14 protein-coding genes are annotated in these 15,946 nt (G+C 68.3%); 7 read left to right on the forward strand and 7 right to left on the reverse strand.

Annotated elements, in window-relative coordinates; translation table 11 throughout:
- Window positions 1–74: 74 nt before the first annotated feature.
- The 3 genes from ACSQ19_RS04900 to ACSQ19_RS04910 form a co-directional block, all read right to left on the reverse strand.
- Window positions 75–875: a TSCPD domain-containing protein gene (locus ACSQ19_RS04900; protein ID WP_299347058.1), complete on the reverse strand. Its 801-nt coding sequence runs from the start codon at window positions 873–875 to the stop codon at window positions 75–77.
- Between the two features lie 121 nt (window positions 876–996).
- Window positions 997–1,605, reverse strand: a complete 609-nt coding sequence (locus tag ACSQ19_RS04905; RefSeq protein WP_299347060.1) for a hypothetical protein — start codon at window positions 1,603–1,605, stop codon at window positions 997–999.
- Window positions 1,606–2,010: 405 nt separating this feature from the next.
- Entirely contained in the window at window positions 2,011–4,161 is a 2,151-nt protein-coding gene (locus tag ACSQ19_RS04910) for an adenosylcobalamin-dependent ribonucleoside-diphosphate reductase (RefSeq protein WP_299347062.1), read from the reverse strand.
- Window positions 4,162–4,713: 552 nt separating this feature from the next.
- On the opposite strand from ACSQ19_RS04910, the gene ACSQ19_RS04915 reads away from it, so the two are divergent.
- The 7 genes from ACSQ19_RS04915 (at window position 4,714) to ACSQ19_RS04945 (ending at window position 11,902) form a co-directional block, all read left to right on the forward strand.
- A complete protein-coding gene (locus tag ACSQ19_RS04915; protein WP_299347160.1) occupies window positions 4,714–6,183 on the forward strand; it encodes a Do family serine endopeptidase in 1,470 nt (489 codons plus the stop codon).
- A 158-nt stretch (window positions 6,184–6,341) separates the two neighbouring features.
- Window positions 6,342–6,713 (forward strand): hypothetical protein, encoded by a 372-nt coding sequence (locus ACSQ19_RS04920; RefSeq protein ID WP_299347063.1) that lies wholly within the window; start codon window positions 6,342–6,344, stop codon window positions 6,711–6,713.
- 9 nt (window positions 6,714–6,722) lie between these two features.
- On the forward strand, window positions 6,723–7,199 hold the full coding sequence (locus ACSQ19_RS04925; protein ID WP_436000415.1) for a phage holin family protein: 477 nt from the start codon (window positions 6,723–6,725) through the stop codon (window positions 7,197–7,199).
- Window positions 7,199–7,642, forward strand: a complete 444-nt coding sequence (locus ACSQ19_RS04930; RefSeq protein WP_296282803.1) for a hypothetical protein — start codon at window positions 7,199–7,201, stop codon at window positions 7,640–7,642. The genes ACSQ19_RS04925 and ACSQ19_RS04930 overlap by 1 nt, the downstream gene beginning before the upstream one ends.
- A 186-nt stretch (window positions 7,643–7,828) precedes the next feature.
- The gene (locus ACSQ19_RS04935; protein ID WP_296282802.1) at window positions 7,829–8,923 is read left to right on the forward strand and encodes an AI-2E family transporter; all 1,095 of its coding nucleotides are present in this window, start codon (window positions 7,829–7,831) and stop codon (window positions 8,921–8,923) included.
- An 871-nt stretch (window positions 8,924–9,794) separates the two neighbouring features.
- On the forward strand, window positions 9,795–10,535 hold the full coding sequence (locus ACSQ19_RS04940) for an HAD family hydrolase (RefSeq protein WP_299347065.1): 741 nt from the start codon (window positions 9,795–9,797) through the stop codon (window positions 10,533–10,535).
- Complete coding sequence (locus ACSQ19_RS04945) at window positions 10,532–11,902, forward strand: leucyl aminopeptidase family protein (RefSeq protein WP_299347066.1); 1,371 nt, start codon at window positions 10,532–10,534, stop codon at window positions 11,900–11,902. The genes ACSQ19_RS04940 and ACSQ19_RS04945 overlap by 4 nt, the downstream gene beginning before the upstream one ends.
- A 152-nt stretch (window positions 11,903–12,054) precedes the next feature.
- On the opposite strand, the gene ACSQ19_RS04950 is transcribed toward ACSQ19_RS04945, so the two are convergent.
- The 4 genes from ACSQ19_RS04950 to ACSQ19_RS04965 form a co-directional block, all read right to left on the reverse strand.
- The gene (locus tag ACSQ19_RS04950) at window positions 12,055–12,657 is read right to left on the reverse strand and encodes a response regulator transcription factor (RefSeq protein WP_299347068.1); all 603 of its coding nucleotides are present in this window, start codon (window positions 12,655–12,657) and stop codon (window positions 12,055–12,057) included.
- Between the two features lie 198 nt (window positions 12,658–12,855).
- A complete protein-coding gene (locus ACSQ19_RS04955) occupies window positions 12,856–14,061 on the reverse strand; it encodes a sensor histidine kinase (RefSeq protein WP_299347070.1) in 1,206 nt (401 codons plus the stop codon).
- A 26-nt stretch (window positions 14,062–14,087) separates the two neighbouring features.
- On the reverse strand, window positions 14,088–14,846 hold the full coding sequence (locus ACSQ19_RS04960; RefSeq protein WP_296282797.1) for an ABC transporter permease: 759 nt from the start codon (window positions 14,844–14,846) through the stop codon (window positions 14,088–14,090).
- Window positions 14,846–15,745, reverse strand: a complete 900-nt coding sequence (locus tag ACSQ19_RS04965; RefSeq protein ID WP_296282796.1) for an ABC transporter ATP-binding protein — start codon at window positions 15,743–15,745, stop codon at window positions 14,846–14,848. Before ACSQ19_RS04965 ends, ACSQ19_RS04960 begins: the two co-directional genes overlap by 1 nt.
- Window positions 15,746–15,946 lie beyond the last annotated feature (201 nt).

The following is a 15,946-nucleotide window of genomic DNA, read 5'->3' on the forward strand; positions in this document are numbered from 1 at the left end:
GCGATTCAGACCTTGCTTGAGCAGGTCGTAGGAGACTATGTAGCACGGCATCGATGTTCCCCTTAGTAACTAAGTCACCCACACTTCGAATAACCACAGTTCAAGCACGTCGCGCACCCGTCCATGATGACGAGGGCCTTGGTGTTGCACTTGTGGCACAGGGTGGCAGAGGGCGGGAAGCTGGCGCCATCGCCGGTGACGGCGATGTCCTCGGCGGCGCCCTGCGCGGGCGCGGCCGGTGCAACGGTCACAGTTTCTACGACGTCAGAGTTTTTTTTTGCGCGGTCTTCGTACTGCTTGCGCTTCTCGGCCAGGATGGCGCGCTGGTGCGCACTCATTTCCGGGTCGTGGATCAGGCCGATCGACTTCATGTGCTCTTCGACGATGGCGCCCAGCTCGGCCACCAGCGACGGCATGTACACGCCACCGGCCTTGAAGTAACCACCGCGCGGATCGAACACGGCCTTCATCTCGTCGACCAGGAACGTCACGTCGCCGCCCTTGCGGAACACCGCCGACATGATGCGCGTCAGCGCGACGATCCACTGGAAGTGCTCCATGGACTTGCTGTTGACGAAGATCTCGAACGGACGGCGCAGCTCGTGCTCCGTGCCGGCGTTGAGCACGATGTCGTTGATGGTCACGTACATGGCGTGCTCCACCAGCGGCGACTTGATCTTGTAGGTGCTGCCGATGAGGACTTCCGGGCGCTCGATGCGCTCGTGCATCTGGATGATGTTGTCCTGCGGGGTTTCCTTTTCCACCGTCTCGCGCGGCACCGACGCCGTCGGAATGGCGGCCGCGGCTTCGCGCGCCTTGTCTTCCGGGGTGAGCACGCTGTAGCCCTTGATTTTCTTGTCGATCTTGACGGCCATGACGGTGGAATCCTGTTCGTGTTCTGAAAGTTGTCGTCGATGGGCGGGGCCTGGCCTTCCGGGCCGGCGACCGCCCCAACCCTCCCCCGGACCCGGGGGAGGAGGGGTGAAGCATCAGGTCTTACTTACGGGCCGCTTTCTTGGTGGCTTTCTTTGCGGCTTTCTTCGGGGCTGCCTTGCGCACGGCCTTCTTGGCCGCTTTCTTCGGAGCGGCTTTCTTCGCCGCCTTCTTCACGGGCGCCCTGCGGGCGACCTTCTTCACTGCTTTCTTGGCGGCCTTCTTGACCGGCGCCTTCTTGGCGGCGGCCTTGCGGGCGACCTTCTTCACGGCCTTCTTGGCGGCCGTCTTCTTGGTGGCGGCTTTCTTCGTCGCCTTCTTGGCGGCCGACTTCTTGGTCGCCTTCTTCGCGGCCTTCTTGCCGGTCACCTTCTTCTGCAGGCTGGCCGCTTCGGCCTTGGCGGCGCTGCTGGCGGCGGCCAGCTTCTTCTTGGCCTTGGCGACGGTCTTCTTCACCGCCTTGGTGGCCTTGTCGGTGCGCTTGGCCACGGCCTTCTTCGCCTTGGCGATGTCGGCGGTGACCGTCTTGCGCGCCTTCTTGGCGGCCTTCTTGGCCTTGGCGACCGTCTCGCTGGCGGTGGAAGCGACTGCTTCGCCGATCCCAGCCACTGTTTCCTTCACGCTTTCGGCTGCGCCGGAAAGCGTCGCGGTGACACCATTACCGTTGCTCATGTTGCCCTCCTTGTGGGCGAGGTTGGTTGACGCTGCCGATGCTATACCCGATGGCGCGGGGTGGAACGTGTGAAGCCGGTGAATCGCTTGTTGCTTTTTCCTTCTCCCCTTGTGGGAGAAGGTGGCCGAAGGACGGATGAGGGGACGCTGTTCGCGGGAAGCAACAGCAACTCGCTGCGCTCGCCTCCCCTCTCCCGCCCCTTCGGGGCACCCTCTCCCGCGAGGGGAGTGCTTTCTTTCCCTTCTCCCCGCGAGCGGGGAGAAAGTGCCGAAGGCGGATGAGGGGCCGCTTTTCGCGAAGAGCCAACGCAACTCGCTGCGCTCGCTCCCCCTCACCTGCCCTCCGGGCATCCTCTCCCCGCAGGCGGGGAGAGGAGAACAGCAGGCACGCGCTGAGGGGTTACCTCAGAACTTGCCGTAATACCCTTCCTTCAACGCGTCGAACAGGTTGGCGGCGGTGTGCATCTCGCCGTCGTACTCGATCTGCTCGTTGCCCTTCACCTCGATGACGTTGCCGTCTTCCAGCTCGAAGCGGTAGGTGGTGTTCTCCAGGTCGGCTTCCTTCACCAGCACGCCCTGGAAGGCGGCGGGGTTGAAGCGGAACGTGGTGCAGCCCTTCAGGCCCTGCTGGTGGGCGTAGCGGTAGATGTCCTTGAACTGCTCGTACGGATAGTCCGTGGGGACGTTGGCGGTCTTGGAGATGGAGCTGTCGACCCACTTCTGCGCGGCGGCCTGCACGTCGACGTGTTCCTTCGGGCTGATGTCGTCGGCGGCGATGAAGTAGTCGGGCAGCTTCGCGTCCGGATCGTCCGAGAACGGCATGGCCTTGCCGTTGACCAGTTCGCGGTAGGCGAGCAGCTCGTAGGAGTAGACGTCGACCTTTTCCTTCGACTTCTTGCCTTCGCGGATCACGTTGCGGCTGTAGTGGTGCGCGAACGAGGGCTCGATGCCGTTGGAGGCGTTGTTGGCCAGCGACAGCGAAATCGTGCCGGTCGGCGCGATGGAGCTGTGGTGGGTGAAACGGCTGCCGACTTCGGCCAGTTCGTCCACCAGGTCGGGGGCGACGGTGGCCACGCGCTGCATGTAGCGGCTGTACTTGGCGTGCAGCACCTTGCCGGGGATCTCCTGGCCGACCTTCCAGCCGTCCTTCGCCATTTCCGGGCGCTGGCGCAGCATGGCGGCGGTGACGGGGAAGCGCTCTTCCATGATCGGGGCGGGGCCCTTTTCCTTCGCCAGGGCCAGGCCCATTTCCCAGCCGGCCACGGCCATTTCGCGGGCGATGGCTTCGGTGAATTCGCACGACTCGGCGCTGCCGTACTTGTGCTTGAGCATGGTCAGCGTGCTGCCCAGGCCCAGGAAGCCCATGCCGTGGCGGCGCTTGCGCAGGATCTCCTGGCGCTGCTGTTCCAGCGGCAGGCCGTTCACTTCGACCACGTTGTCGAGCATGCGGGTGAACACGCGCACGACTTCCTTGTATTCCTCCCAGTCGAAACGCGCCTGGTCGGTGAAGGGGTCGCGCACGAAGGTGGTCAGGTTGACCGAGCCCAGCAGGCAGGCGCCGTAGGGCGGCAGCGGCTGCTCGCCGCACGGGTTGGTGGCGCGGATGGTCTCGCACCACCAGTTGTTGTTCATCTCGTTGACGCGGTCGATCAGGATGAAGCCCGGCTCGGCGTAGTCGTACGTCGAGACCATGATCATGTCCCACAGGTGGCGGGCGCGGATGTGGCCGTAGATCTTGCAGGCCACCAGGCCGTCGTCGCGGACGATGTAGTTCTTGTGCGTGGGCCACTCGCGCCAGACGACCTGGCTGGGGTCTTCCAAGTTGATGTCGCCCTTCTCCTTGATGTTCACCGGGAACACGAGCGGCCAGTCGGCGTCGGTGTCCACGGCTTCCATGAAGCCGTCGGTGATCAGCAGCGAGAGGTTGAACTGGCGCAGGCGGCCGTCTTCGCGCTTGGCGCGGATGAAGTCCTTGACGTCCGGGTGGGAGATTTCGAACGTGCCCATCTGCGCGCCGCGGCGGCCGCCGGCGCTGGAGACGGTGAAGCACATCTTGTCGTAGATATCCATGAAGGACATCGGGCCGGAGGTGTACGCACCGGCGCCGGCGACGAAGGCGCCCTTCGGTCGCAGCGTGCTGAACTCGTAGCCGATGCCGCAGCCGGCCTTCAGGGTCAGGCCGGCTTCGTGGACCTTGTCCAGGATGCCGTCCATCGAGTCCTCGATGGTGCCGGAGACGGTGCAGTTGATCGTGCTGGTGGCTGGCTTGTGCTGCTGGGCGCCGGCGTTGGAGGTGATGCGGCCGGCCGGGATGGCGCCGCGGCGCAGCGCCCACACGAAGCGCTCGTACCAGTAGGCGCGCTTCTCGGGGCTGGCTTCCGCGTCGGCCAGGGCGCGGGCCACGCGCTGGTAGGTACCGTCGATGTCGGCGTCGAGGGCCTCGCCCTGCTTGGTCTTCAGCCGGTACTTCTTGTCCCAGATGTCCTGGGACGCCGGTTGCATGGGGACCAGGGTGGGCTGTTCCGTCTTGATCGCCTCGAGGCGCACCGTACTCATGGTTGTGTTGTTCTCCTGAACGACTGGAACTTCAGTGACTGTGGTGGCGGGCGGGCCAGGGCCCACCCCGATGATTCATTGCGGTGCCGACGGACAGGGACGGCACCGCGGGCGGCCGCACAGGATGCGCCGCGCCGGTTGCCGGATTGTGGAAATGGGACCTGCCGTCGCCGTGGTGCCCACCGCTTCCCTCGCCCTCATGCGCCAATCCCCAAAGGCGCCCGATTTCCCAAGCGCTGAGCCCGCAGGCTTTTTCTACAGAAACACCAGTGCTTGGGTCCGACTCGTGCTGGACCGCAACATCTTGTGTCAGCACGAAGACGCCAAACTACGCCCGGGGTTTCCCCCTGTCAACCGGATTGACATGACAATTGCATGGCCAGGGACCCACCGTCCGTCATCACGGGCGGGGGTCGGTTTGCGGCGGGCACGCGGCGAACTTCATTGCAGGTTTAGGGGTCCGTCAGCAGACTCATTCAGGTTCGCGGGAGGCCCTGGGCCCCCGTTCCCTCCGACACGACGACGAGCTGCCGACCGACCATGAAGAAAGCGCTGCGCCCGTTTCCCACCCTGATCGCCCTGTCCGCCGCCGCCGCGTTCGGCGGCTTCGCGGCGACCGGCTTCCATGAGGTCTTCCAGACACCGGCCCAGGCCGCGCCCGGCGTGGCCGCGGCGGTGCCGGCCGCGGCCGCCCTGCCGGCGACCGTCGATGGCCAGGCGCTGCCCTCGCTGGCGCCGATGCTCAAGCGCGTCACCCCGGCGGTGGTCAGCGTGTACAGCCGCCAGACCGTGCGCGTGGCCAGCCCGCTGGGGCCGTTCGGCGACGACCCGGTGTTCCGCCGCATCCTGGGCATCCCCGACATGCCGCGCGAACGGGTGGAGCGCGCGCTGGGGTCGGGCGTGATCGTGGACGCCGCGCGCGGTTACGTGCTGACCAACCACCACGTGGTGGAGAACGCCGACGGTGTGTCGGTCACGCTCAACGACGGTCGCCAGGTGGAGGCCGAGTTCATCGGGTCGGACCCGGATACCGACGTCGCCCTGATCCGCATCCCCACCCAGGGCCTGACCGCGGTGCCGATGGCCAACAGCGACCAGCTGCAGGTCGGCGACTTCGTCGTCGCGATGGGCAACCCGTACGGGCTGGGCCAGACGGTGACCTCGGGCATCGTGTCGGCCGTGGGCCGCAGCGGCATTCCGGTGGCGGGCTACCAGAACTTCATCCAGACCGACGCCTCGATCAATCCGGGCAACTCCGGCGGCGCGCTGGTCGACCTGCAGGGCCGGCTGGTGGGCATCAACACCGCCAGCTTCAACCCGCGCGGCAGCATGGCCGGCAACATCGGCCTGGGCTTCGCCATTCCGATCAACATGGCGCGCGGCATCATGGACCAGCTGATCGCCAACAACGGCGTGGTGCGCCGGGGCACGTTCGGCGTGGAATCGCAGGACGTGGACGAGCGCACGGCGCGCGGGCTGGGGCTGGACGTGCCGCGTGGCGCGCTGGTGACGCGGGTGTATCCGGGTTCGGCCGCGGCCGCGGCCGGCCTGCAGCCCGGCGACGTGGTGATGGCGGCCAATGGCCAGCGCATCGACAACCGCGCCGCCCTGCACAACTTCGAAGGCCTGCAGCCGGTGGGCACGCGCGTGGCGCTGGACGTGCGCCGCGATGGCAAGTCGCTGCAGCTGGACGTGGCGCTGAAGGAAGGCGTGCGCAACGCCGAGGGCGCGACGCTCGACCCGCGCCTGGCCGGCGCAACGCTGAAGGAACTGGACGAATCCGCGCGGCAGGCGCTGCGCGGCATGCTGCGCGGCGCGCAGGGCGGCGTGCAGGTGAGCAACGTGGCGCGCGACAGCCGCGCCTGGAACAGCGGGCTGCGTCCGGGCGACATCATCGTGCGCAGCAGCAGCGGCGAGTTCGGCGACCTGCCGGGGTTCCGCGCCAGCTTCGAGCGCAAGCCGGCGCAGCTGGTGCTGGACATCCTGCGCGGCCGCGGCACGGGGCGGCTGCTGATGCAGTGAGGTGCGGGAGTGAGGGGGAGAAGTGAGATGTAAGGAGGGAGGTCCTTGCGTCCGCTCACGCTTCACTGCTCCCTATTCACTCCTTCCCCCACCCATCTAACAGCGCGTTCACCCGCGTGCATTACAGTGCCCCCATCCCCCGCCTGCAGGAGACACCCATGAGCATTCCCACACATACCGATGCCCTGAAGTCCAACTTGGGCGAAGCCGGTTCGCACCTGGCCTCCGCCGCGGCGGCCGCCAGCGAAGCGATCAAGGGCGCCGCCAGCGCCGCGGGCGACGAGCTGCGCCTGGGCAAGGCGAACGTCAAATCCGAACTGGCCGACGGCGCGCTGTCGGGCCTGGCGGCGGCCGAAGCCGGCGGCGGCGCGGCGCGCGAGCAGGTCGATGCGCTGATGGACAAGGGTCGCGACCTGATCGACAGTGCCGCCGACCTGATCCGCGAGCGGCCGATCGCCTCCTTCGGCGTGGCCTTTGCCGCCGGCTGGATCATCGCCAAGCTGGCGCGCAGCGGCGGCGGCGACAAGTAAGCCCGCCGCGTGAGCGACGCGCCCCGCGACACCGACGTCCCGCCGCCCGACTTCATCGACAGCCTCAAGGAGGTCGGTGAAGCCGGGCGCGCTGCGTACGGGTCCGCGAAGGACACCGGTCGTGCGATGCGTGCGCTGGTGTCGGCGGATTTCGCGCTGGCCCGCAGTGCCTTCGGCCGTGCGCTGGCGTGGGCATGCGTGGCGGTGGTGTTCGGTGCGTCCGCTTGGCTGCTGATCACCGGCGCGCTGATCGCGCTGATGCAGCGGTTCGGTTTCTCCTGGCTGCAGTCGCTTTCGCTGGCAGCGTTCCTCAGCCTGGCCATGACCGCATTCGCCGCTTGGCGGGTGAGCCGTTACTTCGATTACACCGGCATGCATGCGACCCGGCGCCAGCTGTCGCGGCTGGGCCTGTTCGACGAGAACGGCAGCCCCGACGACGACGAACTTCCGCCGGGCACGCCGCCCCCCGGCACCGGAGGCCCCTGATGCGCTTCGAACAGCTGCAGCAGCACGTGGCACGGGCCGAGAGGCGGGTGGAACTGCGCAGCGCGCAGTCCTCGCTGTACTGGACGATCCTCAAGGACTCATGGCGCGAAGGCTGGACGCCGGGACGCATCGTCATCGCCGGGGTGGTGAGCGGCTTCCTGGTGGGCCGCGCCGAACCGCTGCGCGCACTGACCGGGGCGCGCTGGATGCAGATGTTCACCGCGGTCTCCAGTTTCCTGGCCACCGCGCAGGCCGCCACTGCCGCGGAAACCGCCGAGCAGGCCGCCGACACCGCACAGGATGTGCAGCAGCAGGCCCAGGCCGACGGCGCGGTGGTCGAGGAGGAGGACGAGCCGATGGTGGACGAGGCTTTCGACGAGGACCGCATCGTGGCGACCGCCCCGCGGCCGGCCGAAGCGGCAACGGAGCTGTCCGAGCGCTGACGCCGGGGTCTGTTGCAGGGGCGACGTGAGTCGCGACCGCACGAACGACGTCCCGTTGCACCCTTGTGTCCTGGAAGACCGTGAGCGGTGGGGACTTCCTGACCGCCACCGCGCGGGGTCGCGACTCACGTCGCTCCCACAGGGACCGCTGCACAATCGCGCATCCTTCCAGGCGGCCCCCTGTCCATGAGCACACCCGCGTCCTCCGACATCCCGGCGCCCACTCCGCCGCCTTCGCGTCCCCGCGGTTCGACGCCGATGCTGGTGCTGGCGACGCTGGCCGTCGGCTATACGCTGTGGGCGGCGCAGGACCTGCTGCTGCCGGTGCTGCTGGCGATGTTCTTCGCGCTGGTCGGCAACCCGATCATTCGCGTGCTGCGCAAGTTGTACGTCCCGCGTTTCCTCGGCGCCCTGATCGTGCTGCTCGGCGGCATGGCGGCGACCGGCCTGCTGGCGCAGAAGATGCTGCCCTCGGCGATGGAGTGGGCCCAGCAGGCGCCGCGCGAGATGCGCCAGCTGGCGCCGAAGCTTCGCGAGCTCACCAAGCCGGTGCAGGACGCCAACAAGGCCGCGGAGAGTTTCGCCCGCGCCGCCGCCGGCGCGCAGGCGTCCGGGCGCCAGCCGCAAGTGGTACAGGCCACGCCGGACGACCCGTACGGCAAGCTGCTGGCCACCCCGCGCGTGCTCGCGTCGCTGCTGGCGGTGGTGCTGCTGACGTTCTTCTTCATGGTGTACGGCGAGAACCTGCAGCGGAACGCGATCGCGCTGCTGCCCGGGCGGCAGCAGAAGAAATTCACCGTGGAGATCCTGCACTCCATCGAGCGCGAGGTGTCGCGCTACGTACTGACCATCAGCATCATCAACACGGTGGTGGGCCTGGTGTTCGCCGGGGTGCTGTACCTGCTGGGCCTGCCGCTGGCCGAAGCGCTGCTGTGGGGCACCATGGCGACGCTGCTGAACTTCGCGCCCTATGTGGGCCCGTTGATCGGGATGGTGTCGATGCTGCTGGTGGGCTTCATCAGCTTCGACCAGCCGCTGCAGTCGATGCTGCCGGCGATCGCTTACCTGGTGCTGCACACGATCGAGGGACAGATCATCACGCCGATCATCCTGGGCAAGCGGATGGCGTTGTCGCCACTGGTGCTGATCCTGGCGCTGATGCTGTTCGGGTGGCTGTGGGGGATCATCGGACTGCTGCTGGCGGTGCCGTTGCTGGTGTGCGTGAAGCTGGTGCTGGCGCGGGTGGAAGGGATGGAAGGATGGGCGCGGCTGCTGGAGTGACGACTGCCCCAAGAGCCCTCTCCCTGCGGCGACCGAAGGAAGTCCCTGTGGGAGAGAGGGGTTGGGGTGAGGGGCAACGAAGTCGGTCCTCATCGGCTATCAGCGACTTCTCCACATCCGCCGCTCATTCGAAACGCACACTCATGATGAACGTGTTGAGTGCGTCTTTCGTAGGCGGGGCTTTGGGTCAGGCATGGCGCCGCTCGCCGCGGGGGCCTTCTTTCTTTGCTTGTGCAAAGAAAGAAGCAAAGAAACACACCCCAGGCGGCACGCCCTGCGCTTCGCTCCGGGTCCGCGAGCGGGCCGGGAATTTTCGTAAGGCACATCCATGTGCCATACGAAAACGCCGTCATCCATGACGGCGCCCTTCGGGTTGTACCCGGCCCACTCGCCGTGCCTCATGGGGCCAGAAGACAAGACCAACCGCAAAAGCGCGCGTTGGTCAGTCAGACGCCGCTCTCGGGGCCCCTGAGGTCCGGCAGTCGCGGCGGGTAAAACCCCGCAGGGGCGGCGCACAGGACGTGCGCCGTTTTCGGCCGGGGCAGGAGGCCCCGTCCGAAAATTCCCGTCGTGACTGCGAACCCGCCGCTCAGCGGCGGGCGGACCGCCGGGGTGTGTTTCTTTTGCCTACTTTTCTTTGCACAAGCAAAGAAAAGTAGGGCCCCCGCGGCCAGCGGCGCCACCCTTGCGCGTCAAGGAACCATCCCGCCAAGCCCGGAAAGCAAGAATGGCAGCGTGCCTCTGGATAGTTCCAGTGCGCATGGGCGACGGACTTCGTTGCCCCTCGCCCCAACCCCTCTCGCGCAGGGAGAGGGGATTCATCCTGGCGCCGGTGAAAGGCCCCCTCCCCGCCGGGTGTAAAATCGCGCCGATGAGCTTCCCCGTCCGCGCCATCACCCTCGACCTCGACGACACCCTCTGGCCGTTCGCCCCCATCGGCGCACGCATCGAGCGCGTCCTCGACGACTGGCTGCGCCAGCACAGCCCCGCCACCGCCGCCATGTTCCCCGTCGAGCGGATGCGCCTGGTGCGCGAGCAGGTCTTCGCCGCCCACCCGCAGTACAAGCACGACCTCAGCATCCTGCGCCGGCTGACGCTGGAACACGCCCTGCGCGAGAGCGGCGCCGACATGGCCTTGCTGGAGCCGGCGTACGAAACCTTCTACGCCGCGCGCAACCAGGTGGAGTACTACCCGGACGCACTGGAGGCGCTGCAGCGCATCGCCGCGCGCCTGCCGATCGCCGCGGTGACCAACGGCAACGCCGACCTGCAGCGGATCGGGCTGGGCCACCTGTTCGTGCACCAGGTGCACTCGCGCGAACATGGCGTGGCGAAGCCTGAAGCCAGCATCTTCCATGCCGCGTGCGAGCGGCTGGGCGTGCCGCCGGGCGAGGTGCTGCATGTCGGCGACCATGTCGAGATGGACGTGGTCGGTGCGTTGCGCGCCGGCCTGCGCAGTTGCTGGATAAACCGTCCGGAAGACCATGCGGGCATACCGCAGGCATGGCCGCACGAAGCGCTGCGCCCGGACCTGGAATTCGCCACCCTCACCGCGCTGGCCGACTGGCTGGACGCCCACCCCGATTTCGCCACGGAACCCGCCGCCGCATGAGCGCTGCCCTCGCCTACACCGACTCGTCCGCCGATGCCCGTCCCCTGCATGTGCTGGAACGCACGCAGCTGGCCGCATGGCGCGCGACGCAATCGCCGGCGGTGAATGCCTGGCTGGATGCACAGAACTTCACCGCCTCGCTCGGCTCGCTGCTGGCGCTGCCGGGCGAACAGGGGCTGGCCGGGGCCGTCATCGGCATCGGCGACCCGCTGGACCCGTACGCGTACGCGCATGCCCCGTTCGGCCTGCCCGCGGGCGACTGGCGCGTGACCACGGATCTTTCCGCCGACGCACGGGTGGCGCTGCAGCTGGGGTGGGGGCTGGGCAGCTACAGGTTCGACCGCTACAAGCAGCCGCCGCGCACGCCGGCGCGCCTGGTCCTGCCGGATGCCGACGCCGAAGCGCTCGACCTGCTGGCGGCCAGCCTGCAGGTGCGCGACCTGGTCAACACGCCGACCGAGCACATGGGCCCGGACGAGCTGGAGGACGCGGTGCGCGAGCTGGCGACCACGCATGGCGCCGAGCTCGAGGTGATCGCAGGCGAAGGACTGCTGGCGCACAACTTCCCCGCGATCCACGCCGTGGGCCGTGCCTCGCACCGCGCGCCGCGCCTGATCGGGCTGCGCTGGGGCGACGCGGCGCATCCGCACGTGGCGGTGGTCGGCAAGGGCGTGTGTTTCGATACCGGCGGGCTGGACATCAAGCCGGCCGACGGCATGCGCCACATGAAGAAGGACATGGGGGGTGCGGCGCACGCGATCGCCCTGGCGCGCCTGGTGATGGCCCGCAACCTGCCGGTGCGGTTGACCCTGCTGGTGCCGGCCGTGGAGAACAGCATCGGCCCGAACGCCTTCCGCCCCGGCGAAGTGATCGCCACCCGCAAGGGCGTCAGCGTGGAGATCGACAACACCGATGCCGAAGGTCGCGTGATCCTGTGCGATGCGCTGGCCTATGCCGGCGAACAGGCGCCCGACCTGCTGCTCGATTTCGCCACGCTGACCGGCGCGGCCCGCATCGCGCTGGGGCCCGACCTGCCGGCGCTGTTCGCCAACGACGACACCGTGGCGAACGAGTGGATCGCGGCCGGTGAACGCATGCGCGACCCGGTATGGCGCATGCCGCTGTGGCGCCCGTACCTGCGCTATCTGACCAGCGGCATTGCCGACCTGGCCAACGCCGGCTCGCGCATGGCCGGCGCGGTCACGGCGGCGCTGTACCTGGAGCGCTTCGTGCCCGACGGCATGAAGTGGGCGCATCTGGACGTGTACGCCTGGAACGACAACGACCGCGCAGGTCGTCCCGCCGGCGGCGAAGCCCTCGCGCTGCGCAGTGCGTACGCCATGCTGAAGGCGCGTTACGGCGGTTGACGAACGGGTCGTTTCGTATGCCGTGGGAGCGACGTAAGTCGCGAACTGGCTCCGACGCGGACTGCGAGGGTCGAACCCTGATGCTGCGCGACTTCCTTGATCGGATGACGTGCGATCGCGACTTACGTCGCTCCCACGGGGTCTCCTGATTCTTACAACCAGCCGCGCTGCCGCGCCAGCCGATAGGCTTCGATGCGGTTGGCGACGCCGAGCTTGCCGATCGCTTCGGACAGGTAGTTGCGAACGGTGCCCTGCGACAGGTTCAGCTGCCTGGCGATGTCGCCGGCCGACTGGCCCTCGCCCGCGAGCCGCAACACCTGGCGTTCGCGGTCGTTGAGCGGATCGGCGTCGGACCAGGCTTCCAGCGCGAGTTGGGGATCGATGGCGCGGCCGCCGCGGTGCACTTTGCGCAAGGCTTCGGCCAGGTCTTCGGCCGGCGCATCCTTCAGCAGGTAACCCGACACGCCGGCATCCATTGCGCGCCGCAGGAATCCGCCGCGCGCGAACGTGGTGACGATGACCACCTTGCACGCCATCCCATGCCGCTGGATGCGTTGTGCCAGCTCCAGTCCGCTCAGTCCGGGCATCTCGATATCGGTGACCAGCAGGTCGGGCGTCAGGCGCTGCAGCTCACGCCACGCCGCTTCGCCATCGGCGGCGCTGCCGACCACCTCGATGTCGCTTTCCATGCCGAGCAACGCGGTGAGCGCGCCACGCACCATGGCCTGGTCTTCGGCAAGGAGTACGCGGATCATCGGGAAATCACGGTGGAAGGGGTGAACGTCACGCTACCAAATCATGCAGCCTCTTGGGAGTCGTCGCGTCCGTCGCCACGTGACGAAGCGGGAAGTTCCGATGTGGGAGCGACGTAAGTCGCGATCGCATGAAATCCGCGTCCGGGCGCCTCGCCACGTCTCCACGCCTCTGAACCATCCGGGATGTTGCATCGCGACTTACGTCGCTCCCACACCTGTCTCTGCGATCGCGGGTTGCCGCTCGACGGACGCCGCCGTCTCCCCCGACGGCAGCGGGAGCGTGATCTCCACGCAGGTGCCTTGCCGCAGCGTGGAATCCACGCGCAGGCGGCCACCGCGCGACTCGACGCGCTCGCGCATGCCACTCAAGCCATTGCCGGGCACCGCCGCGCTGCCGACGCCGTTGTCGCGGATGCGCAGGGTGACGTGCTCCGGCGTGGCGGCCAGCACCACCTCCGCGATGCTCGCGCGCGCATGCCGCTGAATGTTGGTCACCGCCTCGCGCAGGCTCAGCGCAAGCACGGTCTCCAGGTCGGCGGGGATCGCCACCTCTTGCGCGTCGTACCGCAGGGTGACGCCATCGGATTCCAGCAGCAGGCGCGCGGAGGCGAGCTCGGCCGCCAGTCCCGCCGCGCGGATGCCGGTCACTGCGCGGCGCACCTGCGCCAGCGCGTCGCGGGCGACGCGACTGACGTCGTCGATCTCGTTGCGGGCGGCCTGCGGGTCGCGCTCGATCAGGCGTCCCGCCAGGTCGGACTTCAGCGCCACCAGCGACAGCGTGTGGCCGAGCAGGTCGTGCAGGTCGCGGCCGATGCGTTCGCGTTCGGCGAGCGCGGCGAGGCGGCGCACTTCCTCGTGCGAGAGTTTCAGTTCGGCGCGCTTGCGTACCGTCTCGGACTGGAAGTAATTGCCGGTGAACACCGCCACCGACACGATCGCGGTCACCACCGGCACGAACACCGGGAACCCCAGCCACGCCGCCATGCCGCAGTACGCGATGATCAGGAGGGCGAACACTTCGACCCGGACCCACATCGATCCCGGCAGCAGCGCGATGAAGGCCGCCGCGTAGATCACGTAGGTGTTGGAAAAGGCGTTGAACGGCATCAGCCCGTAGCCGAGTGCGGCGATGCCCAGCGCACACAGCACGCGCGTCATCGCGCTGCCGCGATACGCCAGGAAGTACATCGGCAGGAACACCGTGATGGACACCAGCGTCGGCCACAGGAACCAGCGCACGCCCTCGCCCCAGTCGGCATTGGACGGCACCAGCACCGGGATGAACAGGAACACCAGGTAGCCCAGCAGGAAGATGGGCATCCAGCCCAGGCCGAGCGCTTCGGGGACCAGCCGATCGCGCAGGCGCGTCAGCGGTGCGATCAGGGATGAGGGCGGATGCTGCATGGACGACTCCTGGTGCCGGCGCCGGCTCACCGCACCAGGCGGCGGCGGGCGAGCACGAAGAACAGTGCGGTGATGGCGGCCAGCACGGCCACGTGCAGCGCCAGCGTACGCCCCGCCCCCACGCCGACGGCCTGCTGCGCGATCTGCGCCAGATGATACGCCGGCCATGCGGGCGCCAGCGTCTGAAGGATCGTCGGCAGCATCGCCAGCGGCACCCACAGGCCCGACAGGAACGCCATCGGCAGGTAGATGAGGTTGATCAGCGCCGGCGCGCCGCGGCCGCCGACCAGCGTACCCAGCCACAGGCCCAGCGCGCTGAAGGGCAACACGCCGACCAGGCACGTCGCCGCCCACGCGGCCCATTGCGCGGCCGACAGCTGCACGTGTGCCACGCCGGCCGCGAGCGCGGCGAGCAGCAGCAGGATGATCGCGGCGAACAGCAGCGCCATGGCCATCTTCGCGACGAGGTACGCGCCCGGCGGCATCGGCTGCGCGCGCTTGAGCGTCAGCAGGCCCTGCTCGCGGTCCATCGCGACAGTCACGCCGAAACCGAACAGCGCCACGCCGATCACGCCGAACACGCCATAGCCGGCCAGCATGTAGTGCGCAGCGACCGGTCCGCCCTTGCCGCCGAGCAGCACGCCGAACAGCAGGTAGAACACGGGCGGGAACAGCAGGCAGGGCAGCGAGAACGACGGTGTGCGCAGCAGGCGGAGGAATTCGTAGCGCGCTTCCAGCAGGTAGGCGCGCGTGGACGAGAACGGAACGGTGGCGACGGTGTCCATCAGGCGGCTTCCTTCTGCGTATCGCGGGTGAGGGCAAGGAAGGCTTCGGCCAGGCCGGCACGCTGCACCTCCAGGTCGGACAGCGCGGCATCTTCATGCAGCAGGCGCCGCACTACGGATTCGGCGGCGTCGGCGACGATGTCCAGGCGCGCGCCGTCGCGTTGCGCCAGCTGCACGCCCGGCCATGCCTGCACGCGCTCGGCCGGCAGCGCGCTGGTGCAGCGGATGCGGCGCTGGGACACATGGGCCCGGACCTGCGCGACGGTACCTTCCGCCACGATGCGCCCGTGGTTCACCACCACGACCCGATCGGCGAGGGCTTCGGCTTCTTCCAGGTAGTGGGTGGTCAACAAAACCGCGCACCCCTGCGAGCGCAGTTCGCGGATCGCCTTCCACAAGGTCTGGCGCGCATCGATGTCCAGCCCGGTCGTGGGCTCGTCGAGGAACAGCAGCGCCGGCCGCCCGCAGACCGCGAGGGCGAACTGCACGCGCCGCTGCTGGCCGCCGGAGAGCTGGCCGTAGCGACGCGCCATCAGGCCGTCCAGTCCGGCCAGCGCGACCAGGTCGGCGACGCTGCGGGGCTGCGGGTAGTACGCCCGCGTGAGGTCGAGCAATTCGCGGACCTTCAGCGTGTCGGGTACCGCCGCGGCCTGCAGCATCACGCCGGTACGCCGGCGTGCCGCCAGGTCCTGCGGCGGCAGGCCGAACAGGTCCGCCGTGCCGGCATCGGGCCGCTGCAGACCCAGCAGCAGGCTGATGGCGGTGCTTTTGCCTGCCCCGTTCGGACCGAGCAGCGCCAACACCTGGCCGGCGGGCAGCGCCAGGTCCAGGCCGTCCAGCGCCAGCGTCCTGCCGTAGTGGTGGCGCACGCCGCGCAGGCGGGCCAGGGGAAGGGACATCGTGCTTGCCACGTTCATGCGACGGTCTCGTCGGAGGGTGCGGCCATCGTGCCGCGGCATCGTCGCCGTGATGAGTGCAGGCCCTCAGGCGAATCAGGTGACAGGTGTCACTGGGATGCCACCGTCCATTGCCCCACGATGCATCCCGTGGAAGGCCCGGACCGGCCATCCCGGCACGAAGTGACTTCCGGCAACTAGGCT

The sequence above is a fragment of the Pseudoxanthomonas sp. LjRoot127 genome (genome assembly GCF_964253495.1).
Taxonomy (GTDB): domain Bacteria; phylum Pseudomonadota; class Gammaproteobacteria; order Xanthomonadales; family Xanthomonadaceae; genus Pseudoxanthomonas_A.